This is a genomic window from Streptomyces narbonensis (assembly GCF_014649015.1).
Taxonomy (GTDB): domain Bacteria; phylum Actinomycetota; class Actinomycetes; order Streptomycetales; family Streptomycetaceae; genus Streptomyces; species Streptomyces narbonensis.
Window position 1 is genome coordinate 330138 of the sequence record NZ_BMSF01000007.1, and the last position, 25974, is coordinate 356111.

The 25974-nt window shown below is 72.6% G+C and carries 27 protein-coding genes and 1 riboswitch; of the genes, 11 read left to right on the top strand and 16 right to left on the bottom strand.

All coding sequences use genetic code 11. From position 1 onward, the window contains the following. Positions 1 to 53: 53 nt before the first annotated feature. Positions 54 to 189: riboswitch (cobalamin riboswitch) on the bottom strand. 90 nt (positions 190 to 279) lie between these two features. The 3 genes from IE124_RS16145 to cobJ are packed head-to-tail and all read left to right on the top strand — an operon-like array spanning position 280 to position 3922. Beyond that, entirely contained in the window at positions 280 to 1740 is a 1461-nt protein-coding gene (locus IE124_RS16145; protein WP_229832495.1) for a ferredoxin-like domain-containing protein, read from the top strand. Continuing rightward, positions 1737 to 2390 carry a precorrin-8X methylmutase gene (locus IE124_RS16150; RefSeq protein ID WP_189508440.1) on the top strand — a complete coding sequence of 218 codons (654 nt, stop codon included), beginning with the start codon at positions 1737 to 1739 and terminating at the stop codon, positions 2388 to 2390. Before IE124_RS16145 ends, IE124_RS16150 begins: the two co-directional genes overlap by 4 nt. Then, entirely contained in the window at positions 2387 to 3922 is a 1536-nt protein-coding gene (gene cobJ, locus IE124_RS16155) for a precorrin-3B C(17)-methyltransferase (protein WP_189508441.1), read from the top strand. The genes IE124_RS16150 and cobJ overlap by 4 nt, the downstream gene beginning before the upstream one ends. 21 nt (positions 3923 to 3943) lie before the next feature. On the opposite strand, the gene IE124_RS16160 is transcribed toward cobJ, so the two are convergent. The 4 genes from IE124_RS16160 to IE124_RS16175 form a co-directional block, all read right to left on the bottom strand. Then, on the bottom strand, positions 3944 to 4399 hold the full coding sequence (locus IE124_RS16160) for a hypothetical protein (RefSeq protein WP_189508442.1): 456 nt from the start codon (positions 4397 to 4399) through the stop codon (positions 3944 to 3946). 86 nt (positions 4400 to 4485) lie between these two features. After that, positions 4486 to 6081 carry an alpha/beta hydrolase gene (locus IE124_RS16165; protein ID WP_229832496.1) on the bottom strand — a complete coding sequence of 532 codons (1596 nt, stop codon included), beginning with the start codon at positions 6079 to 6081 and terminating at the stop codon, positions 4486 to 4488. A gap of 7 nt (positions 6082 to 6088) precedes the next feature. Then, positions 6089 to 6388 (bottom strand): hypothetical protein, encoded by a 300-nt coding sequence (locus IE124_RS16170; protein WP_189508443.1) that lies wholly within the window; start codon positions 6386 to 6388, stop codon positions 6089 to 6091. Between the two features lie 169 nt (positions 6389 to 6557). After that, positions 6558 to 8105, bottom strand: coding sequence for a serine hydrolase (locus tag IE124_RS16175; RefSeq protein WP_189508444.1), 1548 nt, complete (start codon positions 8103 to 8105; stop codon positions 6558 to 6560). Positions 8106 to 8263: 158 nt separating this feature from the next. Between IE124_RS16175 and IE124_RS16180 the strand changes: the two genes are divergently transcribed. Continuing rightward, the gene (locus IE124_RS16180; protein WP_189508445.1) at positions 8264 to 9676 is read left to right on the top strand and encodes a fibronectin type III domain-containing protein; all 1413 of its coding nucleotides are present in this window, start codon (positions 8264 to 8266) and stop codon (positions 9674 to 9676) included. Here the strand turns inward: IE124_RS16180 and IE124_RS16185 are convergent. Further along, positions 9673 to 10398, bottom strand: a complete 726-nt coding sequence (locus IE124_RS16185; protein WP_189508446.1) for a cobalt-precorrin-6A reductase — start codon at positions 10396 to 10398, stop codon at positions 9673 to 9675. The genes IE124_RS16180 and IE124_RS16185 overlap by 4 nt on opposite strands. 12 nt (positions 10399 to 10410) lie before the next feature. On the opposite strand from IE124_RS16185, the gene IE124_RS16190 reads away from it, so the two are divergent. Both IE124_RS16190 and IE124_RS16195 read left to right on the top strand, forming a co-directional pair. Beyond that, positions 10411 to 11544 carry a cobalt-precorrin-5B (C(1))-methyltransferase gene (locus tag IE124_RS16190; protein ID WP_189508539.1) on the top strand — a complete coding sequence of 378 codons (1134 nt, stop codon included), beginning with the start codon at positions 10411 to 10413 and terminating at the stop codon, positions 11542 to 11544. 98 nt (positions 11545 to 11642) lie between these two features. Then, positions 11643 to 12203: a GNAT family N-acetyltransferase gene (locus tag IE124_RS16195; protein WP_189508447.1), complete on the top strand. Its 561-nt coding sequence runs from the start codon at positions 11643 to 11645 to the stop codon at positions 12201 to 12203. Here the strand turns inward: IE124_RS16195 and IE124_RS16200 are convergent. Continuing rightward, positions 12188 to 12865 (bottom strand): hypothetical protein, encoded by a 678-nt coding sequence (locus IE124_RS16200; protein ID WP_229832497.1) that lies wholly within the window; start codon positions 12863 to 12865, stop codon positions 12188 to 12190. The genes IE124_RS16195 and IE124_RS16200 overlap by 16 nt on opposite strands. Positions 12866 to 12961: 96 nt before the next feature. Here IE124_RS16200 and IE124_RS36005 point away from each other — a divergent pair, with 96 nt between their 5' ends. Beyond that, entirely contained in the window at positions 12962 to 13036 is a 75-nt protein-coding gene (locus IE124_RS36005; protein ID WP_099895366.1) for a 50S ribosomal protein bL37, read from the top strand. Positions 13037 to 13108: 72 nt separating this feature from the next. Here IE124_RS36005 and cobM read toward each other — a convergent pair whose 3' ends face one another. The 4 genes from cobM to IE124_RS16220 all read right to left on the bottom strand — a co-directional run bounded on the left by cobM (position 13109) and on the right by IE124_RS16220 (position 16749). Beyond that, positions 13109 to 13858, bottom strand: coding sequence for a precorrin-4 C(11)-methyltransferase (cobM, locus tag IE124_RS16205; RefSeq protein WP_189508449.1), 750 nt, complete (start codon positions 13856 to 13858; stop codon positions 13109 to 13111). After that, the gene (cbiE, locus tag IE124_RS16210) at positions 13855 to 15138 is read right to left on the bottom strand and encodes a precorrin-6y C5,15-methyltransferase (decarboxylating) subunit CbiE (RefSeq protein WP_189508450.1); all 1284 of its coding nucleotides are present in this window, start codon (positions 15136 to 15138) and stop codon (positions 13855 to 13857) included. Before cbiE ends, cobM begins: the two co-directional genes overlap by 4 nt. A gap of 51 nt (positions 15139 to 15189) precedes the next feature. Beyond that, positions 15190 to 16383 (bottom strand): RNA-guided endonuclease InsQ/TnpB family protein, encoded by a 1194-nt coding sequence (locus IE124_RS16215; RefSeq protein ID WP_189508451.1) that lies wholly within the window; start codon positions 16381 to 16383, stop codon positions 15190 to 15192. Positions 16384 to 16605: 222 nt separating this feature from the next. After that, positions 16606 to 16749 carry a DUF6126 family protein gene (locus IE124_RS16220; protein WP_189508452.1) on the bottom strand — a complete coding sequence of 48 codons (144 nt, stop codon included), beginning with the start codon at positions 16747 to 16749 and terminating at the stop codon, positions 16606 to 16608. Between the two features lie 100 nt (positions 16750 to 16849). Between IE124_RS16220 and IE124_RS16225 the strand changes: the two genes are divergently transcribed. The 4 genes from IE124_RS16225 (at position 16850) to IE124_RS16240 (ending at position 19483) form a co-directional block, all read left to right on the top strand. Next, entirely contained in the window at positions 16850 to 17929 is a 1080-nt protein-coding gene (locus tag IE124_RS16225; protein ID WP_189508453.1) for an LLM class flavin-dependent oxidoreductase, read from the top strand. 4 nt (positions 17930 to 17933) lie between these two features. Beyond that, entirely contained in the window at positions 17934 to 18575 is a 642-nt protein-coding gene (locus tag IE124_RS16230) for an FMN reductase (RefSeq protein ID WP_189508454.1), read from the top strand. 96 nt (positions 18576 to 18671) lie between these two features. Further along, the gene (locus IE124_RS16235; RefSeq protein WP_189508455.1) at positions 18672 to 19100 is read left to right on the top strand and encodes a universal stress protein; all 429 of its coding nucleotides are present in this window, start codon (positions 18672 to 18674) and stop codon (positions 19098 to 19100) included. Between the two features lie 5 nt (positions 19101 to 19105). Further along, positions 19106 to 19483: a VOC family protein gene (locus IE124_RS16240; protein WP_189508456.1), complete on the top strand. Its 378-nt coding sequence runs from the start codon at positions 19106 to 19108 to the stop codon at positions 19481 to 19483. A gap of 68 nt (positions 19484 to 19551) precedes the next feature. Here IE124_RS16240 and IE124_RS16245 read toward each other — a convergent pair whose 3' ends face one another. From IE124_RS16245 to IE124_RS16270, 6 genes are all read right to left on the bottom strand, one after another. After that, positions 19552 to 20631 (bottom strand): MerR family transcriptional regulator, encoded by a 1080-nt coding sequence (locus IE124_RS16245; RefSeq protein WP_189508457.1) that lies wholly within the window; start codon positions 20629 to 20631, stop codon positions 19552 to 19554. Positions 20632 to 20740: 109 nt separating this feature from the next. After that, positions 20741 to 21610 (bottom strand): ABC transporter permease, encoded by an 870-nt coding sequence (locus IE124_RS16250; protein ID WP_189508458.1) that lies wholly within the window; start codon positions 21608 to 21610, stop codon positions 20741 to 20743. Further along, positions 21607 to 22575 (bottom strand): ATP-binding cassette domain-containing protein, encoded by a 969-nt coding sequence (locus IE124_RS16255; protein ID WP_189508459.1) that lies wholly within the window; start codon positions 22573 to 22575, stop codon positions 21607 to 21609. Before IE124_RS16255 ends, IE124_RS16250 begins: the two co-directional genes overlap by 4 nt. A 116-nt stretch (positions 22576 to 22691) precedes the next feature. Next, on the bottom strand, positions 22692 to 23321 hold the full coding sequence (locus IE124_RS16260) for a DUF6879 family protein (RefSeq protein WP_189508460.1): 630 nt from the start codon (positions 23319 to 23321) through the stop codon (positions 22692 to 22694). Next, positions 23314 to 24567, bottom strand: coding sequence for a hypothetical protein (locus tag IE124_RS16265; protein ID WP_229832498.1), 1254 nt, complete (start codon positions 24565 to 24567; stop codon positions 23314 to 23316). The genes IE124_RS16260 and IE124_RS16265 overlap by 8 nt, the downstream gene beginning before the upstream one ends. Before the next feature lie 125 nt (positions 24568 to 24692). Next, entirely contained in the window at positions 24693 to 25850 is a 1158-nt protein-coding gene (locus IE124_RS16270) for a ThiF family adenylyltransferase (RefSeq protein WP_189508461.1), read from the bottom strand. Between the last annotated feature and the right edge of the window lie 124 nt (positions 25851 to 25974).

A 25974-nucleotide genomic window follows, 5' to 3' on the forward strand; every position in this document is an offset into this window, starting at 1 on the left:
GTTGTCCGCGCCCCGGGTGGTCGTATGGGTGGGGGCCTCCCCTGCTCGAGCGAAGCCGAGAGCTTGGGGAAGGGAGTTCCTGACTCACCCGTACCGTCGCCGGTACGGGCTCACAGTGGCGGGACCGCGCCGGATTCTCACCGGGCTTCCTCCCCGGGGTCCTGGGACCCCATGCCGATCTGCATCCTAGATCGTGGCGTCGGCGGGGCGGGGCGGGTCGTGAAGTCGGCCGGATCACACTCGGTGGCGGCCCGGTTCCCCGTGGGTATGCTCGCCGCCATGCCGCCCACCCCACCCTCGACGCCCGCGCGGGACGAAGCTCGCATTCGGGACCGTGGCGACGCCTGTCCCGGGGCGCTGCGCCTGCACGCCGCCGACGACGGCGGGCTGGCCCGACTGCGTCTGCCCGCAGGGCGCTTGACGGCTCATCAGGTCGAGGCGCTGGCGGTCGCGGCGGAGACCCTGGGCGACGGGCGGATCAGCCTCACCTCCCGGGGGAACGCGGAGCTGCGCGGCCTCGCGGAGGAGTGCGGGGCGGAGCTCGCCGCGCTGCTCGCGGAGGCGGGCCTGCTGCCCTCCCCCACCCACGAGCGCGTCCGCAACATCGTGGCCTCCCCGGCCGCCGGCCTCGACGGACTCGGCGGCCCCGAGGTCCAGTTGTGGGCCCACGAGCTGGACGCCCTGCTCTGCGCCGAACCCTGGGCGGCGGCGCTTTCCGGCCGTTTCCTCTTCGTCCTCGACGACGGGCGCGCCGACGTGGCGGGCCTGGGCGGCGATGTGACCTTGGTCGCAGTACGACCGGGCGCCGGGCAAGAGACGACCGCCGGGCAGGAGACGCCCACCCGGCAAGAGACGACCGCCGGGCAGGAGACGCCCACCCGGCAAGAGACGACCGCCGGGCAGGAGACGCCCACCCGGCAAGAGACGACCGCCGGGCAGGAGACGCCCACCCGGCAGGAGCCGACCGCCTGGCAGGAGCCGGCCGCCGGGCGCCTCTACGTCGGTGGGCGGGCCTGGCTGGTCGCCGGAGCCGACGCCCCCCGCGCCGCGCTCGCCGCCGCCGGTGCCTTCCTCGACGCCGCCCGCACGGCCGGGAACGGCGCCTGGCGGGTGCGGGAGCTGCCCGAGGGCAGCACCCCGGACGTGGCGGGCGCGCTCGACCGCGCGGGCATCGCGGCGGAGCCCGTACCGCCGGCGGAATCCCTGCTGGTGCACGCCCCACCGCTCGCCCCCGGCCCCCTCGGCGCCGCCTCCCTCCATGTCCTCGCGCCCCTCGGCCGCCTCACCGCCGCCCAGCTGCGCGCCCTGCTGCCCGCCGAGGAGGTACGGCTGACGCCGTGGCGCGGCGCGGTCGTCGTCGGAGCGGCGCCAGGCCATCAGGACCACGCCCGGCTCGCCGCCCTCGACTCCCTCGGGCTGATCACCCGCCCCGACTCCCCCTGGGCCGGCGTCAGCGCCTGCACCGGGCGGCCGGGCTGCGCGAAGTCCCTAGCGGACGTCCGCGCGGACGCCGCCCCGGGGTCCGCGCGGGGCCTCCCCGTCCACTACTCCGGGTGCGAGCGCCGCTGCGGGCACCCGCACGGCACCTGGGTCGACGTCGTCGCCACCGCCGACGGCGCCTATCTGGTGGACGGCGCCCCCACCCCCCGTACCGCCCTGCACGACGCGGTGACCACGGCCCGCAACGGCGCCATCGCCCGCGCCACCACCCCCTCCACGCCCGCCGAGACGACGAGATGAGCGAGAGCACCAGGATGTTCGACTACGAGAAGGACGGGGCGGAGATCTACCGCCGGTCCTTTGCCACGATCCGCGCCGAGGCGGACCTCGCGGGGCTGCCCGCAGACGTCGCCCAGGTGGCGGTCCGGATGATCCACGCCTGCGGCATGACCGACCTCGTCCAGGACATCGCGTACTCCCCTCAGGTCGTCGCGAACGCCCGCGAGGCCCTGCGCGCCGGCGCGCCGATCCTCTGCGACGCGCAGATGGTCGCCAGCGGCGTCACCCGCAAGCGGCTGCCCGCCGACAACGAGGTGCTCTGCGCGCTCTCCGACCCGGCCGTCCCGGGCCTCGCCGCCGAGCTCGGCACCACCCGCTCCGCCGCCGCGCTCGAACTGTGGCGGGACCGCCTCGAAGGCTCCGTCGTCGCCATCGGCAACGCCCCCACCGCGCTCTTCCACCTCCTGGAGATGATCGCGAAGGGCGCCCCGAAGCCCGCCGCCGTCCTCGGCATACCGGTCGGCTTCATCGGCGCCGCCGAGTCCAAGGACGCGCTCGCCGAGAACGTCCTCGGCCTCGACTACCTGGTCGTACGGGGCCGGCGCGGCGGCAGCGCCATGACGGCCGCCGCGATCAACGCGATCGCTCACGAAGCGGAGATCCAGGCATGAGCACCGCGCACACGAACGGCAGCACGACCGGCAGCACGACGGGCAGCACGGCCGGCCGGCTGTACGGCGTCGGCCTCGGCCCCGGCGACCCGAACCTCATGACGGTCGCCGCGGTCAAGGCCATCGCCGCCGCCGACGTCGTCGCCTACCACTCGGCCCGCCACGGCCGCTCGATCGCGCGCTCCATCGCCGCCGAGCACATCCGTGCGGACCACGTCGAGGAGCGGCTCATGTACCCGCTCACCGTCGAGACCACCGACCACCCCGGCGGCTACCGGGGTGCGTTGAACGACTTCTACGAGGAGGCCGCGGCCCGCCTCGCCGCCCACCTCGACGCCGGCCGCACGGTCGCCGTCCTCGCCGAGGGCGACCCGCTCTTCTACGGCTCGTACCAGCACATGCACAAGCGGCTCGCGGACCGCTACGACACGACCGTCATCCCCGGCGTCACCTCGGTCAGCGCCGCCGCCGCCCGGCTCGGCGAGCCGCTCTGCGAGGCCGAGGAAGTCCTGACGATCATCCCCGGCACCCTGCCGGAGGACGAGCTGACGGCCCGCCTCGCGGGCACCGACTCGGCGGTCGTCATGAAGCTCGGCCGCACCTTCCCCACCGTGAAGCGCGCCCTGGAGCGGGCCGGCCGCCTCGACGACGCCCGGTACGTGGAGCGGGCGTTCATGACGGGCGAGCGGACGGGCACCCTGTCCGAGATCGACCCCGAGTCGGTCCCGTACTTCTCCGTCGCCGTCCTGCCCTCCCGCATCGACCAGGAGCCTCCCGTACGGGAGCGGGGCGAGGTCGTCGTCGTCGGCACCGGCCCGGCCGGCGCGCCCTGGCTGACGCCCGAGTCGCGCGGCGCGCTCGTCAACGCCGACGTCCTCGTCGGCTACACCACCTACCTGGACCGGGTCCCGGAGCTCCGCCCCGGGCAGATCCGCCACGGCTCCGACAACAAGGTCGAGTCGGAGCGCGCCGAGTTCGCGCTCGACCTGGCCCGGCGCGGCCGGAAGGTCGCGGTCGTCTCCGGCGGCGACCCGGGCGTCTTCGCCATGGCCACCGCCGTCCTGGAGGTCGCCTGCGAACCGGAGTACGCGGACGTGCCCGTCCGGGTCCTCCCCGGCGTGACCGCCGCCAACGCGGCCGCCGCGGCGGCGGGCGCCCCCCTCGGCCACGACTACGCCACGATCTCCCTCTCGGACCGCCTCAAGCCCTGGGACGTCATCGAGGCCCGGCTGCGCGCCGCCGCCGGCGCCGACCTGGTCATCGCCCTCTACAACCCGGGCTCCAAGTCCCGTACGCACCAGGTCGCCGCGGCCCGCGACCTCCTGCTCGACCTGCGCTCCCCGGAGACGCCGGTGGTCGTCGCCCGTGACGTCGGCGGCCCGGAGCAGTCCGTGCGGGTGGTGACGCTCAAGACCCTGGAGCCCTCCGAGGTCGACATGCGCACCCTGCTCCTCGTCGGCTCGTCGCAGACGCGGGCCGTGGAGCGGGCGGACGGCCGCACGATCGCCTGGACGCCGCGCCGCTACGGCTGACGTCCGGGCGAGCGGACGACCTCAGAACTCCTGCTGCTCGGCGTCGGGCGGCAGGAGGCACGGGGTGTTGACGCCGAGGCTGATCAACTGGTCGGTCACGTCCCCGGCGCTCACGTACTGACGGTCCTTCGGGTGCTCGGCCTGGACGAGATACCCGCCCTTCTCCGCCGAGGCGTCGGCGCGCGACCCGACGATCCGGAAGCCCTGCGCCTTGAGCTCGGTGGTGATCGCCTGGATGGCCGCGGCGTGCTGCGCCTTGGGCAGCTTGGCCCGCACGTGGTACGAGAGCGTGAACCGGCCGTCATCCGCCGACTCGCCCTTCTTCCCCAGGCAGTTGGTGAAGTTCGCCTCGTGGGTCGAGGGCACGATCTCGGCCTTGGCGGTGCGGGCCATGGACTCGGTCCAGTGCTTGGCCCACGCCTCAGCCTTGTCCTTGCTCATCCGGGGCAGCGGATCGTTCTTGCCTTCGTCGGACATGCAGCCCCCCAGGAGCAGTATGAGAGCGGGTACGAGAGCGAGTGATGCCCTCCGGAACGCGGACACGGGTCCGGGACTCCTTCCTGTCATGAACGTGGCGCGTTGTTGGGCGGGAGCCCGGCGATGATGCGCCCCTGATTCTCCAGGCTCTGGCTGCCGTCGTCCCAGTAGTCGCTGTGCTCGCTGGTGTCGACGTACATGTGCTCGGCTCCGAAGCCGGAATCCGCCGGGTTGGGACCGAGGGTCTTGTCGGCGGCCCAGTTGACGACCCCGTCGTCGGAGCCGATGCCGACCCAGAGTCGCGAGGGTGAGACGTGGAGCTGGTCGGCGTGGTCCACGTTCATGCCCGGGCTGCCGACGACGATCATGTCATCGGTGTCCAGTCCCCGGCCGCCGGAATCGGCCGTGCCCACCATGGTGGAGCCGTAGCTGTGACCGATGACGGTCATATGGCTCCGCTCGCCCTCGTGCGAGACGCGCAGACCGTGCGTGAAGTCCCGGAGGGTCTCGGCGTCGTTCTCGGCCCGGGCCGGCGTGGCGACGCTGGCGTCCAGCTCGGGGGCGTCGTAGTCGAGCCAGGCGATGACGGCGACGCTCTCGCTGCCACCCTCACTCCACTTACCGGCCGAGTTCTGCAACTTCTCCGCCCGGTCGATCGAGTCGGTGTAGTTGTCGAGCTGGTTGTCCGTCCCCGGCACCGACACCGCCGTGTGCGCCGCCTTGTCCGGGTTGCCGACCGCGACGATCGCCCTGCCGTCCCCCTCCGTGCTGAAGCCCAGCAGGTGGAGCCGCTTGTGCTCCGGGGCCGAGTCCGACGCGTCCAGCCGGTCCTTCATCGCCTGCAGGCCCCGGTAACTGGAGCGATCGTGGTAGCCGAGATCGCCCTCGCGCTGCGCGTAGTCGTTGAGACGCATGTCGAGGACCGTCCGGTTGGCCCCGTCACGGGTGGTCGTGGGCAGGCCGTCGAGCCCGCCGATCTGCTCCGGGTACGAGGCCAGGTAGAGGCGCTTGTCCTCCTCGTCCAGACCCTTCCACCAGTCCGCCGAGCGCTGCGGGTCCGTGCCGTCGGGGATGTCCTTCTTGTCGACGCCCGCGAAGGCGGCGACCCGGGCCGCGTCCTCCTGGGCGTGGGCGCCGCCGTACCGCTTGTCGAGGTCGAAGGGGTCTATCTGGCGCAGGATTTCGGCGCCCTCGTTGCTCGCCGACTCCGCTTCCTGCACGGCCGCGTCGATCCTGGCGCGGAAGCCGCCGAGCCCGGAGTTGGCGTCCCGCTGGATGTCCGCGTAGTCCGGGTCGTTGTGGTACTTCGGGTCCACGGCCTGCTTGGGCTCGACCCAGCCGTCGTCGCGGACCGTGTGGCCCGCGGCCTCCGCGTCGGCGACGGCGGCACGGAGCTTGCGCTGTGCCGCCTGCATCTTGGTGTTGAGGGCGTCCAGGGTGGTGGCGATCAGCTGGGCGTTGGTGCGGCCCGTCCCGAGCTTGCTCTCCGTGGCCTCCATCGCGTCGAAGCCGTACGAGGCGCTGACGCCCGTCCAGCCCGCCCGGTGCAGCGGTCCTGTCACCCGCCTGCCGCTGCCCGTCTGCGCGTTCGTCAGGGCTTCGGCGAGCTTCTTCCACGAGCCCACGGCACTGTCCAGGTCCGCGAAGTCCTGCTTCATCAACTGGGCGAAATGCTCCGTCACGACGCCGTCACCAGCCCTGGAAGTTGGAGATGACGTCCTGCTCCATGACGTCCCGCCCGTCGGCGAGCTGGCGGAGCCCGTTGGCGTGCTCGGACAGCCTGCCCCGCAGGGTCTCCAGGGCCGTGCCCCAGCCCTCGCCCGTCTGCGACATGCGCGGGCCGACGGTCCACGGCCCGAAGGCCGCGGCGGCCGAGGCCAGATCCGAGCCCGCCTTGCGCAGCGGCTCCTGCAGATCCACCGCCAGAGCGTCGGCGGCGCCGGCGGAACCCCGCAGCTCCCCCGCCGACACGTTCAGATCCCAACCCATGAGTGCAGCCCCCCGTACACACGCCACGCTTCTCGATTCCCGGGCGAGATTAACCGACCCCACCCGGTCGTGATCAAGAGCAAAGCCGAAACTGTGATCTGCCCGCTCACCGCAGGGGGCGGTGCGGTGACACCGTTCGCAACTGCACCCGAACCGCCGCCTCTTGGGGTCAGTCGCGGGTGAAGGTGCCGAGCCCCTCCTGGTCCAGGTACTCGACGCGGACGGTCTTCCCGTCCGGGGAGAACGTGACCGCGGTCGGGCCGACGGCGTTCTCCCCGCGCGTCGGGAAGCTGAACGTGTTCCCGTCGTAGTGCGTGAGCTTGTACGTCTGGGGCTCCGGCCCCAGCCGCACGACCAGGCCGCCGCCCTCCTCGGCCACCGTCAGCCTGCCGTAGTAGTCGTTGGCGTACGTGCCGGTGTAGGCGCCGGCGGCCTTTGCGGGGGCGGGGTCGGCGGGCGGCTTCGCGAAGTCCGTGGCGGACTTCCCGGCGTCCTCCTCCTGCTGGTAGAGCGCGTCGACGAGCGGCAGCCAGTCCCGGCTGGGCTCGCCGGTCTGCGCGACGTCGAAGAAGTCGAGGGCGACGGCGTCCGCGACCCCCGCCGGCGCCCCGTTGGTGAGGACGACGATCCCGAGCTCCTCGCCCGGCAGCATCGTGACGTTGGTGTGCGCGCCGAGCGCGAAGGCGCCGGTGTGCGACAGGCGCAGCCGGCCCTCGTCGTCGTACGACACGTTCCAGCCGAGGCCGTAGAAGCCGGTGCGGCCGGCCGGTGCGCGGGGCGGGGAGAGGACGGCCTCGGGGTGGTGAGTGAGGGTCAGGGCGTCCTCGGCGATGATCCGGCGGCCGTCGAGCTCGCCGTTGGCCAGCTGGAGCCGCAGCCAGACCGCCATGTCCCGGGCGGAGGAGCTGACGCCGCCGGCCGGTGACTGGGCGTCGGGGTCGCGGACGTACCGCGGTTCCCAGGTCCCGTCGGGCATCTCGACGTGGCCGCGGGCCCGGTCGGGGTTCGCGGCGAAGTCCTCGAAGCGGGAGCTGGTGTCGTTCATCCCGGCGGGCTTGTAGAGGGTGTCCTCGGCGAGCTTCTCCCAGGCCACGTTCTTCTCGGCGGCGACGGCCTCGGCGGCCGCCGTCAGACCGAAGTTGGTGTACGCGTAGCTCGCGCGGAACGGAGCGAGGGGCTCGTACCGGAGGTGGGACAGGATGTACTCCTGGTCGTAGCCGAGGTCCTCCAGCAGGTCGCCCGCGTGGTCGGGCAGGCCGCTGCGGTGCGAGAACAGGTCGGCGACGGTCGCATGGGAGCTCACCCACGGGTCCTTCAGCCGGAACTCGGGCAGTTCGGGACTGACGGGCTTCTGCCAGCCCTCCACTCCCACCGCCCCGGCGACGACGGTCGAGGCGATCGGCTTGGACACGGAGGCCAGCTGGAAGACGGTGTCGGCGTCGATCCGGGCCGCCTTGCCGACCTCCCGGACCCCGTACCCCTTGAGGTGGACGACCTTGTCCTCGTACACGACGGCGACGGAGACGCCGGGGACGCCGGTGCGCTTCATCAGTTCGGCGACGGTGGCGTCGAGCCTGCCGACCGCCCGGTCCACGTCCGCCTGGTCGAGCACGGGCGGCGGTTGCGGAGGCGGCGGGTCAGGGGTGGGCGAGGGGCCCGGCGCGGCGCCCAGGAGCGCCACGAGCCCCGCTGTCACGAGCCAGCGGACGGTAGCCACCCCTCCATTGAACGCCGGACCGAATCCCCTGTCGCGCGGAAGGAACCCGCCGGTAGAGTGCGCCTCCGGCGGAACACCGGCCCCACCCGCACCGCCCTTCCCCCACGCATCGTCTTACCCCCGCGTTCCCTGCAGGTCCGGAAAGGGCCCCACTCTTCGTGATCACTCGTACCCGACTGAGCGCGCTGGCCACCACGGCCGCCCTCGTCGCATCCGGCGGTCTGCTGACCGCCACCCCGGCCGCAGCGGCCGTCACCTGCGCGTCGCCCCTGTGGAAGGCGGACTACTACGCCAACACCACGCTCACGGGCACGCCCAAGCTGACCACCTGTGACTCCGTCATCTCCGAGAACTACGGACTCGGCGACCCGGCCGTCACCACGCTGCCCAAGGACAACTTCGGCGTCCGCTGGACCCTCAGCCGCGACTTCGGCTCCGGCGGCCCCTTCACGTTCACCGCGGAAGCGCAGGACGGCGTCCGCGTCAGCCTCGACGGCGTCCGCAAGATCGACCTCTGGAAGAACAACGCCGTCACCCAGAAGAAGACGGTCGACCTCACCATCCCGTCCGGCCGCCACACGATCGTCGTGCACTACGCGACCTGGACGGGCGCGGCGAACGTCAAGTTCGCCTACACGCCCCGCACTTCGGCGACAGTCGACAAGGTCCGCCCGCTCGTGCCGGCCGGGTTCACCGTCGCGTACGACAAGACCCTCAACAAGGTCACCGCGCGCTGGACGGCCAACAAGGAGATGGACCTCGCCGGTTACCGCGTCTACCGGCGCCTCACCGGCACCACCGCCTGGTCCCGCGTCGGCGGCACGACGACCCCGCTCACCACGACCACCTTCACCAACAGCCCCCCGCCGACCGGCCAGGCGTACGCCTACGAGATCCGCGCCGTGGACAAGGCGGGCAACGAGTCCGTCGGCACCGTCGACCTGCCGATCACGTCCGTGGACCGCACGGCTCCCGGCGCGCCGACCGGCCTGAAGGCGGTCGAGAACGCCCTCCGGGGCGTCGATCTGAAGTGGACCGCCCCCACCGCGACGGACGTGGCCGCGTACCGCGTGTACAGCGACGGCACGCTCGTCGACACGGTCACCGACACGGCGTACAGCAATCATTGGCTGACGCCCGGTACGACGTACACGTACACGGTCCGGGCCGTGGACCGGGCCGGGAACGTCTCCGCCGCCGCCTCGGCCTCGTTCACGCGCAGCGGCGACCTCGTCGCCCCCGCGCCGATCACCGGGCTCAAGGCGACCCCGCGCGAGGACGGCGTGTTCCTGGAGTGGACGCGGAACACCGAGCCGGACGTGAAGTACTACAGGATCTACAAGGCCGAGCGGTACGACAACGGCGAGGGCGGGACGGGCTGGGTCGCCTACAAGCTCGGGTACTACCTCGGCCCCGACGAGTCGTCCTTCCTCCACGAGAGCACGCCCGACGGCGAGAACGTCCTCTACGGCGTGGTCGCGGTGGACACGTGGGACAACGAGATGGACGCGATGGACCCGGCCATGAACTGGGTCGAGGTCACCGAACTCGGCACCCCCGAGGCCGGCTAAACCCGCAGCGCCCAGGCGGCGGCCTCCTCGGGGGTCGCCGCCGTCGGTACGCCCTCCGGGGCCGGGGGGCGGTGGACCACCACGACCGGGATGCCCGCCTCGCGGGCCGCGGTCAGTTTCGGGGCGGTCGCCGCGGCGCCGCTGTCCTTCGTCACCAGGACGTCGATCCGGTGGCGGGCGAGGAGCTCCCGCTCGCCGTCCAGGGTGAAGGGCCCCCGGTCCAGGAGGATCTCGGTGCGGGCCGGCATCGGGGCGTCCGGGGCGTCGACCGAGCGGACCAGGAACCACTCCGGGCGGTCCGCGAACGTCGCGAGCCCCAGGCGGCCCGTCGTCAGGAAGACGCGGTCGCCGAGGCCGTCCAGGGCCCCGGCCGCCGCGTCGAGGGACGGCACGGACACCCACCGGTCGCCGTCCACCGGGACCCAGCCGGGACGGCGCAGCGCCAGCAGGGGAACATGGGCGGTGGCGGCCGCCCGGGCCGCGTTGAAGCTGATCCGCTCGGCGAAGGGATGGGTGGCGTCGATGACCGCGTCCACGGTGTGCTCGCGCAGCCAGGCCGCGAGACCGTCCGCGCCGCCGAACCCGCCGATCCGCACCTCGCCGGCCGGCAGCCGGGGGCTCGCCACCCGCCCCGCGAGGGAGCTGGTGACCCGGACCCCGCCGTCGAGCAGTCCGGCGAGCGCGCGGGCCTCGGTGGTCCCGCCGAGAATGAGTATGTGCACAGGAGCCTCTTCGTGACGTCGGGCGGCGGGCGCGAGGCCCAACTCAAGCACACCGGTCTGCGCCCCGGGTGGACGACCGGTGCCTGCGCGACGGCGGCGACGACCGCCGCGTACACCGCGCTCCTCACCGGTGACTTCCCGGACCCGGTGACGATCACGCTGCCGAAGGGCCAGACCCCGGCGTTCGCGCTGACGGCCGAGTCGCTGGAGGGCGCCACCGCCATGGCCGCCGTGGTCAAGGACGCCGGCGACGACCCCGACGTCACCCACGGCGCCGTGATCCGCTCGACGGTACGGCTCCTGCCGCCCGGCTCCGGCGTCGTCTTCCGGGCGGGCGAGGGCGTCGGCACGGTCACCCTCCCCGGCCTCCCCCTCGACGTCGGCGAGCCCGCGATCAACCCGGTCCCCAGGCAGCTGATGCGCGAGCACGTGGCGCAGGTCGCGGCCAGGCACGGCGCCCCCGGGGACGTGGAGATCACGGTCTCCGTCGACAACGGAGCCGAGATCGCCCGCTCCACCTGGAACCCGCGGATCGGCATCCTCGGCGGCCTGTCGATCCTCGGCACGACCGGTGTCGTCGTCCCCTACTCCTGCTCGGCCTGGATCGACTCCATCCGCCGCGGCGTGGACGTGGCCCGCGCGGGTGGCCTCACGCACGTCGCCGGGTGCACGGGCTCCACCTCCGAGCGGACGGTCGGGGAGATCTACGACCTGCCGGAGATCGCCCTCCTCGACATGGGCGACTTCGCCGGCGCGGTCCTCAAGTACATCCGCCGCCACCCCGTGGACCGGCTCACCGTCTGCGGCGGCTTCGCCAAGCTCTCCAAGCTGGCCGCGGGCCATCTGGACCTGCACTCGGCCCGCTCCCAGGTCGACAAAGGCTTCCTCGCGGACCTGGCCCGCACGGGAGGAGCCTCCGAGTCCCTCGCGGCCGAGATCGCGGCGGCGAACACGGGCCTTGCGGCCCTCCGCCTCTGCGAGGCCGCCGGCGTCCCCCTCGGCGACCTCGTCGCCGCCCGCGCCCGCGACGAGTCCCTCGCGGTCCTGCGCGGGGCGCCGGTCACGGTCGACGTGATCTGCATCGACCGCGCGGGCACGGTCGTGGGCCGCTCGACGGCACGGGGACCTGCGGCGGGCGAGGCGTGAGCCCGGCGCCCGGCCCGGGGGACCCGCGCCGGGCGGAGTCTGACCCCGTCCCGGAAATCGCCGCGACACCGCCTCCCCCCGCCCCCGAGAATCCGGGGATGACCGTCTTCTCGCACAAGCCGACCCTCACCGGTGACCTGGTGATCCTCCGTCCCCTCACCGAGGACGACGTGCCCGCGCTGCTGCCGCTCTTCGAGGACGCGGAGATATCCCGGCTGACCGGGGACGCCACCCGGCTCGACGAGGCGGCGCTGCGCAAGTGGTACGGCTCCCGGAGCGCCCAGGACGACCGGCTCGACCTCGCCGTCGTGGAGCGGGCGACGGGCAGGGTCGTCGGCGAGGTCGTCCTCAACGAGTGGGACGAGCAGAACGGCTCCTGCTCCTTCCGCACCGTCTTCGTCCCCGACGCGGTCGGCCGGGGCCTCGGCACGGAGGCGACCCGGCTGATCGTCGGACACGGCTTCGAGGCGCTCGGCCTCTACCGCATCCACCTGGAGGTGTACGCCTTCAACCCCCGCGCCCGCCGCGCCTACGAGAAGGCCGGCTTCCGCGCGGAGGGCGTCCTGCGCGGGGCCCTGCTCTGGGAGGGCGAGCGGGTGGACGCGACGGTGATGTCGGTGCTGGCACCGGAGTGGGCGGCCGGTCAGGCGGCCGGGTAGCCGATCTCCGCGATGTCCTCCGCCAGGTCCGCGAGCGTCACCCCCGGGTTGAGGGCCGCGACCACCTCGGGCGTCAGCGGGCGCAGGGCCAGGACGTGGCGTACGGCGTCCGGGGCGACCGGGGTCTGGTAGAAGTCCGAGGCCCACTCCGCGTACGCCTCCGCCGAGCGGTCCGTCAGCAGGCGGAGGAAGCGGCCCGAGCCGTCGGGGTCGTCGTGGTCGTCCAGGCCGTCGAACTCGACCGGGCCCGTGTGCCAGGAGGTGTCCCCGCTCTCGCGCCACAGGCAGGCGGTGGTCACGTGCACCCCGTCCTCGTCCGTGAAGGCGGGCTCCGTCAGGTACTCGCGGAAGGCCTCCGGGACCCCGTCGAGGAGCCCGGGCCAGGTCAGGCCGTCCGCGAGCTCCCCGAACGGGCTCATCGGCGACTCGTGGTCGAAGACGCGCGCGAACGCCCCCGCCGGGGAGAGGACGATCGTGTACTCGCCGCCCTGGCCGTCCTTCATCGACGCCAGCTGCTCGGTCTCCGACCAGTGCGCGTCGAAGGAGTAGTAGCGCCTCTCCCACTCCGGGCTCAGGACGGCGTCCAGCATCGCGAGCCCCCGGGAGTGGTCGCGCAGTTCCTCGATGCCCGGCAGCGCCCGGGCGACGTCGTAGACGGTCACGGGTCCATTCAAGACCGTGGCACCGACATGCGGGCCCCCGGCCCCGAACCTAGGCTCGACAGCGCAGGAACCCCCACCGAAAAGGGAGGCATCCCCATGGCGAAGCGCGGCAACAAGAAGCGGGCCCGCAAGAAGAAGAAGGCGAACCACGGCAAGCGGCCGAACGCCTGAGCGGGACACGCGGCGGGGCCCCGGGGATCGGACTCCCCGGGGCCCCGCCGCGTGTCGCGTGACGCCGACGCCTCAGCAGACGTGGCGGTCGCGGGCCGGGTCGTAGAGGTGGCTGTCACGGAACTCCGAGGCCGCGAGGGTGCGGCCCACCAGGATGACCGCCGTCTTGGTGATGCCGGCCGCCTTCGTCTGCTCCGCGATGTCGTCGAGCGTGCCCCGCAGGACCAGCTCGTCGGGGCGGCTCGCCATCGCGACGACCGCGGCCGGGCAGTCCGCGCCGTAGTGCGGGACGAGCTCGCCGACGACCCGGTCGACGTACCGCGCGGCGAGGTGGAGGACGAGCAGGGCGCCGCTGCGGCCGAGCGTCGCGAGGTCCTCGCCCTCGGGCATCGGGGTGGCCTGCTGGGCGATCCGGGTGAGGATGACCGTCTGGCCGACGGTCGGCACGGTCAGCTCCCGCTTGAGCGCGGCCGCCGCCGCCGCGAAGGCGGGGACGCCCGGCACGACCTCGTACGGGATGTCCAGCGCGTCGAGGCGGCGCATCTGCTCCGCCACCGCGCTGAAGACCGACGGGTCGCCGGAGTGGAGGCGGGCCACGTCCTGGCCGGCCTCGTGGGCGGCGGCGATCTCGGCGACGATCCGGTCCAGGTCGAGCTGGGCGGTGTCGACGAGCCGGGCGTCCGGCGGGCACTCGGCGAGCAGCTCGGTGGGGACCAGGGAGCCGGCGTAGAGGCAGACCCCGCACTTCGCGAGGGTCCGCGCACCGCGCACGGTGATCAGGTCGGCCGCGCCCGGGCCCGCGCCGATGAAGTAGACGGTCATGCTTCCTCTTCCTTGGTTACGGACCCCTTGGTCACGGACCCCTCGGTCACGGACCCCTCGGTCACGGACCCCTTGGTCACGGACCACTGGGTGACCGGCATCGCCTGGCGCCAGCCGGTGAAGCCGCCGACGGGGACGGCGGCGGAGACCGCGAGCCGGATCAGTTCGCCGCCGTGGCGGCGGTAGCGGTCGGCGAGCAGCGCCTCGGACTCCAGGGTGACGGTGTTGGCGACGAGCCGTCCGCCGGCCGGGAGCGCGTCCCAGCAGGCGTCGAGGAGGCCCGGGACGGTGAGGCCGCCGCCGATGAAGATCGCGTCGGGCGTCGGGAGGCCGTCGAGGGAGGCCGGGGCCGGGCCCGTGACGACGCGGAGGGCGGGGACGCCGAGGGCGTCGGCGTTGCGGGTGATGCGGGCGGCCCGCTCCGGGGACCTCTCGACGGCGACGGCCCGGCAGTCGCGGTGGGTCCGCATCCATTCGATGCCGATGGAGCCGGAGCCGCCGCCGACGTCCCAGAGCAGCTCGCCCGGGGCGGGGGCGAGCGCGGCGAGGGTGGCGGCGCGGACGTACCGCTTGGTGAGCTGCCCGTCGTGCTCGTACGCCTCGTCGGGGAGGCCGGCCGCGGCGCCGAGCCGGAGCGTGCCCGCGTCGCGTACGCAGTCGAGGGCGAGGACGTGGAGGGCGTCGGTCCGCTCGTGCGGCCAGTCGGCGGCGGTCGCGTCGAGAAGCCGCTCGTCGGGTCCGCCGAGCTGTTCGAGGACGCGGATGCGGGTGCCGCCCCAGCCGGTGCGGCGCAGCAGCGCGGCGACCTCGGCGGGGGTGCCGGGGCCTTCGCCGAGGACGAGGAGCCGGCGGCCCGGGTGGAGGGCGGCGGAGAGCGCGGCGAGCGGCCTGGCGACGAGGGAGACGGTCTCGACGGCTTCCAGGGGCCAGCCGAGGCGGGCGCAGGCGTACGAGACGGAGGAGGGGTGCGGGTGGACGCGCAGGCGGTCCGCCCCGGTGGTCTCCGCGAGCGTGCGGGCGATGCCGTAGAAGCTCGGGTCGCCGCTGGCGAGGACGGCGACCGCGCGCCCCTCGTGGGCGGCGAGCAGTCCGGGGACGGCGGGCCGGAGGGGGGAGGGCCAGGCGATCCGCTCGCCGGGGCACTCGTCGGCGGAGAGGAGGCCGAGCTGGCGCGGGGCGCCGATCAGCACCTCGGCGGCGCGCAGGACGCGTCGGGAGCTCTCGGGGAGCCCGTCCCAGCCGTCCGCGCCGATTCCGACGACCGATATCGCAGCGTTCACGTCGGGGACTCTACTTGACTGCTTCCCTCCCTAAGGGAGGGAATTCCTGGCTCAGACGGCCTGGTGGGGCAGCGCCTCACCAGGTCTTATGTCCTCAGCACCAGCAGGGCACAGACCAGCCCTGACAAGCATCACGCGGGCGGAGTTCTTGTCCCGAGGAGATGAGACTCCGCACACGGAGCAGGTGTAAACACGCATCCCCAGCGGCAGTACGTGCTTGGCTCTCGCTCCGCACTGCGCGCAGTCCATCGTGGTGTACGCGGGGTGTACCAGGTGCACGGTACGACCGTGCTTGCGACCCATCTCGATCAGGACTCGCTTGGTGATGCCGATGGCGGCGTCTGCGGCCTTCCTGGCCATGGTGGTCTTGGCCAGGAACTTGGGCCGGAAGTCTTCCACCGCGATGGCGTCATGGTCACGGACCACACGCTTGGCCCACTTGCGTGCGGTGTCCACTCGCCGACGGGCGGCCTTCTTGCACTGCTTGGCGCGCAGTTGTTTCGCCTCGCGGTATCCCTTCGAGGCAGCCCCACCCTTCTTCGGCTTGCGCCGGGCCATCATCCGGTCGTAGCGCGTCAATCTCGGCTGGGCCTTCCTGCCGTACTCGGCGTGCGCCAGATCATGTGCATCGGACGTGGTGGTCGCGGTCTCCTTCACACCCCAGTCGACACCGATCACCCGACCGGTCGCGGGCAGCGGTTCGACCTGGGCGGGGACGCCGAACGAGCAGTGCCAGTGCCCAATGACGTCGCGGTATACCCGCACGCTGGACGGATCGGCCGGGAGCTCCCTCGACCACACCACCCTCAGCACGATCCCACCCGCCAACCACAGGCAGCCGTCCTTGACACGGAATCCGCGTCGGGTGTGGTTCAGGCTCGGGTCGGTCTCCCGCTTCCTCTTGTATCTGGGCATCCCCGCTCGCCTGTGCGTTGGCAGCCGGTCCTTGATGTCCTTCTGTGCTTTGGCGCGGGCGGCACCGAAGTCACGGATGATCTGCTGCTGCGGAACCGAGGACCCCTCACGCAACCAAGGAGTATGCCGGCGGGCCTGCGTCAGCATCCGGTCGAGCTGGGCGGGGCCACACGTCTCTCTCTCGCCCGTGGCCTTGTTGCGCTCGTGCACGTGCTTGGATTTGGCGACGCACTCGTTCCAGACCCAACGGCTCCGGTCCCACTCCGCCTGCAACGCGGCCTGTGCAGTGGACGACACACGAAGCCGGTACGTATACCGGGCCACGTCCATGATCGCCCCTATCCCGCATCGCACTCGTCGCCGGGTCCTCGGTCCGGATGTCATCACGTCCCGAACCTTCCGCGAGCACCGTATGTGCGAGCACCGCACACGCACGCCCGTGTTGTCCGACCACCACTCCACCCGGCGGCCAAGGGAACATGCATTCGCTTCACGTAGCCGAGCTCACCTCGCACGCAAGCCGGCTTCGCGTGAGACCGGACCACGCAAGCTCTATTTCTGGGCGTTCTGGCCGACGTAGAAGAGGAGCCAGACGAAGCCCGCGAAGGCGTGGGTCGCGAAGACGTAGACGAAGACGCGGAGCATGACGCCCCGCTCCTTCCAGCGCTCGTTGTCGTACGTCTTCTCCTCGGCCATGCGGTCCAGGGTACGGGCTGGAATATGCCGGAGGGTGGCACCGTTGGACGTGATGATTTAAGCTTCAACTACTTACTCAGGAACGCGAGAGGTGAGAACGATGCAGTTCGGGATCTTCACCGTCGGCGACGTGACGGCCGACCCCACCACCGGCCGCACCCCCACCGAGCACGAGCGGATCAAGGACACCGTCGCCATCGCGCTCAAGGCCGAGGAGGTCGGTCTCGACGTCTTCGCCACGGGCGAGCACCACAACCCGCCCTTCGTCCCCTCCTCTCCCACCACCCTCCTCGGGCACATCGCCGCCCGCACCGAGAACCTGATCCTCTCCACCTCCACGACCCTCATCACCACCAACGACCCGGTGAAGATCGCCGAGGACTACGCGACCCTCCAGCACCTCGCCGAGGGCCGGGTGGACCTGATGATGGGCCGCGGCAACACCGGGCCGGTCTACCCGTGGTTCGGGCAGGACATCCGCCAGGGCATCCCGCTCGCCATCGAGAACTACGCGCTCCTCCACAAGCTGTGGAGGGAGGACGTCGTCGACTGGGAGGGCAAGTTCCGCACGGCCCTCCAGGGCTTCACCTCCACCCCGCGCCCGCTCGACGGCGTCCCGCCCTTCGTCTGGCACGGCTCCATCCGCTCCCCCGAGATCGCCGAGCAGGCCGCCTACTACGGCGACGGTTTCTTCGCGAACCACATCTTCTGGCCCAAGCAGCACACCGAGAAGATGGTCCGGCTCTACCGCCAGCGGTACGCGCACTACGGCCACGGCACCCCCGAGCAGGCGATCGTCGGCCTCGGCGGCCAGATCTTCATGCGCAAGAACTCCCAGGACGCGATACGGGAGTTCCGCCCGTACTTCGACAACGCGCCGGTCTACGGCCACGGCCCGTCCCTGGAGGAGTTCTCCCGGGAGACCCCGCTGACCGTCGGCTCGCCGCAGGAGGTCATCGAGCGCACCCTGTCCTTCCGCGACTACGTGGGCGACTACCAGCGCCAGCTGTTCCTCGTCGACCACGCCGGGCTGCCCCTCAAGACGGTCCTGGAGCAGCTCGACATCCTCGGCGAGGAGGTCGTCCCGGTGCTGCGCAAGGAGTTCGCGAGCCTGCGCCCGGCCGGCGTGCCGGAGACGGCCCCGCTCCACCCGTCCGTACAGAAGAAGCTGGAGGTCTGACGCCATGCAGACGTTGAAGCTGGTCGCCGTGTCCGCCGGACTCGGCACGCCCTCCTCCACCCGGCTGCTCGCCGACCGGCTGCTCCAGGCCGCCCGCCACCGGCTCACCGAGCAGGAGTACGCGGTCGACGTCGAGGTCGTCGAACTGCGAGACCTGGCCCTCGACATCGCGAAGAACTTCGTGACGGGCTTCCCGTCGGCCGCGCTCCAGGAGGCGATCGACAAGGTGACGGGCGCGGACGGCGTCATCGCGGTGACGCCCGTCTTCACGGCCTCCTACAGCGGCCTCTTCAAGTCGTTCTTCGACCTGATCGACCCGTCGGCGCTGACCGGCACCCCCGTCCTCATCGGGGCGACCGGCGGCACCGCCCGCCACTCGCTCGTCCTCGACCACGCCCTGCGGCCGCTCTTCGCCTACCTGCGGGCCCTGACCCTCCCGACCGCCGTCTACGCGGCCTCGGAGGACTGGGGCACCGGCGGCGGCGAGGCCGCCCCGACGGGGTTCAGCGGGGAGGGTCTGCCGTCCCGGATCACCCGGGCGGGGAACGAGTTCGCCGACGCGGTCGCGGCCCTGCCGTCCCGGCGGACCGAAGAGGACGAGATCGTCCCCTTCGAGAAGCAGTTGGCCGACCTGCGCCTGGATTGACCTCTTTGTTACGTTGTGAGGGAGCTTTGCCTTGGTTCCTGAGGGCCTGACGGCCCTGAGGGTCCCCAGGCTCCCGACAACGAACGGAGGTCGGCGATGGCCGGCGGCAGGATCGTGGTGGGTGTGGACGGATCGGCGCCTTCCCTGAAGGCGCTGAAGTGGGCGGCCGCGCAGGCCGCCCTCACCGGGGACTCCCTCCAGGCGCTGATCAGCTGGGAGTACCCGGCGTCATGGGCGACCGTGATGCCGGGCGTGCCGCTGGAGTTCGACCCCGAGCGGCTCGCCAAGCAGATCCTGGACGAGTCCCTGGAGAAGACCCTCGACGCCAAGGCGGCCGGCGCGGCCACCCGCACGGTGGTCAGCGGCAACGCCCCGCAGGCCCTGCTGGACGCGGCGAAGGGCGCGACGCTCCTCGTCGTCGGCGACCGCGGCTACAGCGGCTTCAAGGCGGCGGTCCTGGGATCGGTCTCGTCCCACGTCACCCACCACTCCCCCTGCCCCGTCGTCGTCGTCCGAGGAGAGTGACCCCCATGGACATCAAGCTGGAACTGATCGGCGTCCCCGTCAGCGACGTCGACCGGGCCAAGGCCTTCTACGAGAAGGTCGGCTTCCACGCCGACCACGACGTCCCCGTCAGCGACGCCATCCGCTTCGTCCAGATGACCCCGCCCGGTTCGGCCTGCTCGATCGCCTTCGGCAAGGGCATCACGGAGATGGCCCCCGGCTCCCTCGACAACATGCAGGTCGTCGTCACCGACATCGAGGAGGCCCACGCCGACCTCACCGCCCGCGGCATCGAGGTGACCCCGATCGACGACCAGCCCTGGGGCTCCTTCGTCTACTTCGCCGATCCCGACGGCAACCGCTGGGCCGTCCAGCAGACGACTCCGCGCACGGCCTCCTCGTAATTCCCGCTGCCTGCCCCGTGGTTCAGGGCCCCGGCCCAGCCCAGGCCCTGAACCACACCGGACACCGTTCAGGAGCCCGCGGGGACCACGTCCGCCACCACGCACGACACGTTGTCCGGGCCGCCCCGCCCCTCGGCGAGGGCCACGAGCGCCCGGACCGTGTCGTCCGGCCCCGAACCCGCCGCGAGCACGCCATGGATCTCCGCTTCCGGCACGACCGCCGAAAGCCCGTCCGTGCACAGCAGCCAGCGGTCGCCGGGCCTCCCGTCGTACAGACCCAGATCCGGTACGGGGCCGCCGTCGGCACCGTCGAGGGCCCTCAGGAGCAGCGCCCGGTCCGGGTGCGCCGCCGCCTCGGCCGCGTCGAGCTCACCCGCGTCCACCCGCGCCTGCACGACGGTGTGGTCCCGGGTGAGGCATACGAGCACCCCGTCGCGGAGCAGGTACGCCCGGCCGTCCCCGACATGGGCGAGCGCGAGCCGGTCGCCCGTCCACACCCCCGCCGTCAGGGTCGTCCCCGAGCCGGGCGCCGCCGCCCCGACCACCGTGTCCGCGCGACGGACGGCGTCCTCCAGGGCGTTGAGCAGATCCCCGGCCCGGCGGCCGGCCTCCGGGACACCGGGCGCCGGGAGCAGCGCCTCGATCTCCGCGAGCGCGGCCGTCGCCGCCCTCTCCCCCGCCTCCCCGTAGCCGTCCGCGACGGCGAGCAGACGCGCTCCGGCGCGCGCCCGGTCCTGGTTGGTCTCCCGCACCCGCCCGCGCTCCGAGAGCGCGGCGGAGATGAGGCCGTACGGCCGTACGGTCGTCGTCATTCCGGTACTTCCCCTCAACCGGTCCGCCAGGGAGGCCGCCAGATCCCGCCGCGCCGCCGTCTCCGCCTCGACCCGCGCCCAGTAGGCGCGGACGGCGCGGGCCGCCGACCCCGGGTCCGTGGCGTGCAGCGCGCACACGTCCCGGACCTCGGCGAGCGGCATCCCGATCCGTCGCAGCCAGGCCACCAGGCGCGCCCGTTCCACCTGCGTACCGGCGTAGTAGCGGTAGCCGCTGTGCGCGTCGACGCGGGTGGGTGTCAGCAGGCCGAGCTCGTCGTAGCGGCGCAGCGCCTTGGCGGAGAGCCGGGACGCGCGGGCGAACTCCCCGATCGTCATGAGCCGTTCCACCGGCGTGCCACCTCCCCGTACCGGAAGCCCCGTCGGCCTCCGGCACCGCCGATGCTGGGCCTTCCCCCGCGGGGAAGGTCAACATCCCCCGTAGGTGCTACTTCCGGTTGTACAGCCTCATCGTGAACCAGCCGAAGACCAGGACGAACAGCGCCGACCAGCCCAGCGTCCAGGCGATGTCCGCGCCCGGCCGGCCGCCCGCCATCAACTCGCGGACGCCGTCCGCGAGATGGGTCACCGGGTTGTTGTTCACGAAGGCCTGGAGCCAGCCCGGCATCGTCACGGGGAGGACGAAGACGCTGGAGAGGAAGGTCAGCGGGAAGATCACCATCATGCTGACGCCCGTCACCGACTTCTCGCTGCGCAGCAGCAGGCCGAACATCGTCCAGATCCACGAGAAGGAGAACGAGAACACCAGCAGCAGCGCGACCCCGAGCAGGACGCCCGCCGGACCGCCCTCCGGCCGGAAGCCGATGATCATGCCGACGGTGAGCATGACCGCCGAAGCGATCAGATAGCGGACGACGTCGCCCAGGAGGTAGCCCACCATCGGCGCGGGACGCCAGATCGGCAGCGTCCGGAAGCGGTCGAAGACGCCCTTCTCGATGTCCGTGTTCACCGACATGCCCGTGTACATCGTGATCATCACGACGCTCAGCACGAGGATCCCGGGCAGCAGGAACTGGATGTACTCCGAGACCGAGCCGGCCAACGCGCCCCCGAAGAGGTACGTGAACATCAGCACCATCATGATCGGGAACGCCGTCACGTCGAACAGCTGCTCCGGCACGTGCTTGATCTTGAGCATCGCCCGCCAGCCGAAGGTCAGCGACGCGGAGAGCGCGCTCGGGCGCGGCGGGCGCGAGTGACCCACGAGCAGCGCCGCGAGTTCGTCGGCCTTCGGAGCGGCGAAGTCGAGGGCCTCGTCGGTCGTCTGCGTGTCCTTGCCGGTGGTGACGGAGGTCATGCCGTCGTTCCCTTCCGGTCGGTGAGGGCCAGGAAGACCTCGTCGAGGCTGGGTTGCCCCAGGGCGAAGTCGTCGACCGTGATCCCGGACCGCGACAGCTCGGCCAGGGCGCGGGCCGCCTGCTCGGCGGCGCCCAGGTCCGTCCCGTGGCCGTCGACGGTCGCGGTGAGCGCGACCGGGTCCGCGTCGAGCTGGACGGTGGTCTTCAGAGCGTCGCGCAGCACCCGCTCCGCCTCCGGCCGCTGCCCGGGGTCCCGGAGCCGCACGTGCACGGAGCCCGAGCCGACGGAGGCCTTCAGCTCGCCCTTCGTCCCCTCGGCGATCACCTTGCCGTGGTCGATGACGGCGATACGGGACGCCAGCTGGTCCGCCTCGTCCAGGTACTGGGTGGTGAGGAGGACCGTGGTGCCCTGGGCGACGACCGCGCGGACGATGTCCCAGACCTGGTTGCGGCTGCGCGGGTCGAGCCCGGTCGTCGGCTCGTCGAGGAACAGCAGGTCGGGGGTGTTGAGGATGGACGCGGCGATGTCGATACGGCGCCGCATGCCGCCCGAGTAGTGCTTGACCTGCTTGTCCGCCGCCTCCGCGAGCCCGAACGCGCCGAGCAGCTGCCCGGAGCGCTCCCGGGCGTCGGGGCGGGTGTGGCCGAGGAGCCTGGCGAGCAGGACCAGGTTCTCGGTGCCGGTCAGGTCCTCGTCGACGGAGGCGTACTGGCCGGTGAGGCTGACCCGGCCGCGCACCGCGTCGGCGTCCTCGACGACGTCCTTGCCGAAGACGCTGGCCCGGCCGCCGTCGGGGCGGAGCAGGGTCGCGAGCATCCTGACGACAGTGGTCTTGCCGGCGCCGTTGGGGCCGAGGACGCCGTAGACGGTGCCCGCGGGGACGCGCAGGTCGATGCCGTCGACGGCGCGGTTCGTACCGAAGACCTTGACCAGGCCCTCGGTCCGGATGGCGAGGTCGGTCATACCGTGGCTCCTCCGGGAGAAGACGGCGCTTCCCCCAGTCTCCGCCGCCCGGCACGGTACCGCCAGGGCGGGGAGCCGCCTGTAGGGCGGTCGCCGGGCCCCGCCCCGGACAGGCCTTAGGGCCTTCCCTCCGCGGCCGCCGCCCGCGGGGGCTCCAGGTGGGCGATCTCCCGGGGGAAGTAGCTGCCCAGCTCCTCCCCCGCCGCGTACAGCTCGCGCACGAAGGCGCGGGCCTTCGCCACGACGTCGGGCCGGGTGAAGACCAGGGCCCCGTCGGGCACGCCCTCCGGCGTGTACTCGACGATGTACACGGCCTCGTCCCCCAGCACGCACAGCTCGGGAAGCGGCCCGTCCGTCTCGTACGGGGCGACCCGCTCCGCGTCGAGGACGGCGACGTCCTCCCCGTAACCGTTCTTGACGTGCAGGATGTTCAGCTCCCACTGGACGTACGGGTCGAGGGGCCGCTCGACGATCCGCACCCGCCGGTGCCGGAAGCCCGCCTCGGCGATCTTCCCGTAGTACTCCGCGTACTCCGGCCGGGACTCCTCGATCAGCCGCAGCGACTCGTCCCACTCACCGCGGCGGAAGGCCAGCCAGCTCGGGAAGTCCCCCTCGTCGTAGGACTGCATCCGCTCCAGCTTCCAGAACCCCTCCGGGCCGATGCGCCAGAAACGCTCGCCGAAGTCGGCCTGGTAGGCGGCCTGCCCGATCCGGACCCCGTCGGCGTCTTCGAACAGCTCACGCATGTGCAGATCTCCTCCTGTGGGCACGGGCCCGCCGGTCCCGGCGGTTCCTCCACCGGGTGACGAGCCAGATGATGTGGACGGCAGCGATGGCGGCGAGGGTCAGGACGGCGTCGGACACGTCGAGGGCGGAGCCCGGCGAGGCCAGGCGGGCGGCGGCACCGGTCACCAGGCGGACCTCCGCCGGGAGGGTGAGGGCGGCGAACCCGGCCAGGCACAGCGCCGTCCCGGTCACCAGGACGAAGCTGTAGAGCCGCACCGCGCGCCGCTCGGCGGCGGGCAGGGCGCGGCTCGGGTCCTCGGCCGCCGACTCCCTGCGCCGCAGCCTCCGGACCAGGTGCCGGGCGTAGGCCCCGCCGTCCCCGTAGAGGTCGCGGCAGCCGGTGAGGTCCTGCAGGACGAAGTACACGTCCGTGCGCATGAAGACCATGAGTTGGAAGGTGAGGGGCAGCGCCGCCCACAGGACCGTCGCCGCGAGGAGACGGTGCGCCGTCGTGCCCGGCGCGGTGAGGCCGAGCAGCAGGACGGCCGAGGACGCCACCGAGAGGTTGACCCCGATGCCGGCGAGATAGGCCGTGAGGCGGTGGCGGCGCGGAGCGATCTCGATCCCGCTGATGTCGGTCTGGAGGACGAGGAACTGGAGGCGGGTGCCGAAGCTGATCCGCCCGGGGACCCCCGCGGCCCTCGCCACGGCGAGGTGCGCGAGCTCGTGCAGGAGGACGATCGACCAGCCGACCACCGCCCCGCCCACGACCACGAGCGTGCCGTACGGGCTCCACACCAGGTCCCGGTAGGTCGGGAGCAGCTCGGGGCGCAGGAGGAGCAGCACCACGGCGGCGGCGACCAGCACCGCCGGGACCAGGGGGACCCAGGGCTCCAGCAGGAAGGCGACGTGCCGCCGCCGGAGCCCAGGGAGGCTCGCGGGGACCACCGGGCCGGACGAGATCCGCCGTCCGTCGACCTCGGCCACGAAACCGAGCGCGAGGAGGTCCCGCACGAACTCCGCGACGTCCGGCTCCTCGCCCGTCGCCGCCGGCAGCCGCTCCTGCACGGAGGCGACGCTCGCGCCCTTCTCCAGGAGGTCGAGCGCCTCCACCCCCTGGGCGGGGAGGGCCACGAAGACCCTGGTCTCGGCGCGGCCCACGATCCACTCGGCTCCGTCCGCGCGCCTGCTCAGCGGATGCAGCAGCACACGGGTGGCCGGCCCCACGGGGACCGCCGCGACGCCCTCGTCCGGCCCCTCAGGCACCGGCCCCTCAGGCACCGATCCCCCCGACACCGTTCCCTCCGGCACCGACCCCCCTGACACCTCTCCTCTCGGCACCGCTCCTCCCGGCACCGCTCCCCCCCGGCACCGCTCCTCCCCCTGCCACCTCACGCCCCACCGCAGGCAGGGCAGTCGGCGCGCCGGAGGACCGGTTCGAAGCCCGGCTCGCCCGGCCGCACCAGGTTGAGTTCGAGGCGGAATCCGGCGGGGAGCGCGGGCACGCCGGTGAGCGCCGCGATCGCCGCGTACACGAAGAGGGCGCCGGCCAGGGACGCCGTGACGGCGTTGACCGGGCTCCAGGGCATCCGGGGCGAGACCGTCGCCTCGTCCTCGCCGGCAGGCAGCCTGAGGTCACGGGAGTCGGCCTGCGTGGCCCTGTGGCACTGCAGGCAGCCGCTCCGGCCGGGTGCGTACACGCTCGTCGTGACGAGGGGGCCGCGGTACCCGCCGTCCGCCCACGGCGTGTCCGCATCCAGGCAGGCCTGGTTGACCCAGGAACGCAGGGCCGCCGGCTGGTCGGCGCACAGGACCAGGAGGTCGTACCGCCCGCCGCCCGCCGCCGCCCCGGTCCCGAGCAGCCGGGCGAGGTCCTCGGGGCCCCGCACCTCGGCGGCCTCGCCGGTCACCACGACGTCGGAGTTCAGCGCCCGGAGCGATTCCAGGGCCGCCTCCACCTTGGGCCGGCCGATGTCCCTCTCGCGGTACAGGACCTGGCGGTTGAGATTGGAGAGCTCGACGACGTCCGGGTCGACGCAGTGCAGGAACCCCACTCCGGAGGCCACGAGCCCCTGGGCCGCGACGCCTCCGGCGCCGCCGAGTCCGATCAGCAGGACCCGGGCGCGGGACAGGGTGCGCTGCACGTCCCAGCTGTCGGTCCGGGGCGAGGTGTCCATCCAGCGCAGCAGCGGGACCCCGCGCCCGTACCGGATCCTGTCCCGCTCGGAGAGTCCCTCGGGACCGCCGGCGGCGGCGTCCTCCAGGAATCCGGCCTCGCGCAGGTCGGCGATGGCCCGGAGCACGTCGTCCTCGTCGGGGGCCGGGTGGGCGGCGGCGACGTCGACGGCGATCCGGCCGGGGTCGCGGGTCCCGTCCAGGGCCCGGACCAGTGTCCAGACCCAGCCGTCCGTGTCCTCGATCTCGGCGCCGAGGCCGTGGACCACGCTGCCTATGCGCACATGGCCGTCGGCCGTCCGGTACGGACGGTGCTCGGGTTTGACACGCGGCAGCGCCAGACCGTCGAGCACGGCACCGACCTTCCGCCCCATGGGCAACTCCCGTACGCCGGGACACTCTTGATCACACGCGCTACTGTCACGACGTTGGCATGCTAGCGCCAGAAGCGAGCCCGGGAGGGAACAATGGCCATCAAGATCACGATCCGTCCGCTCG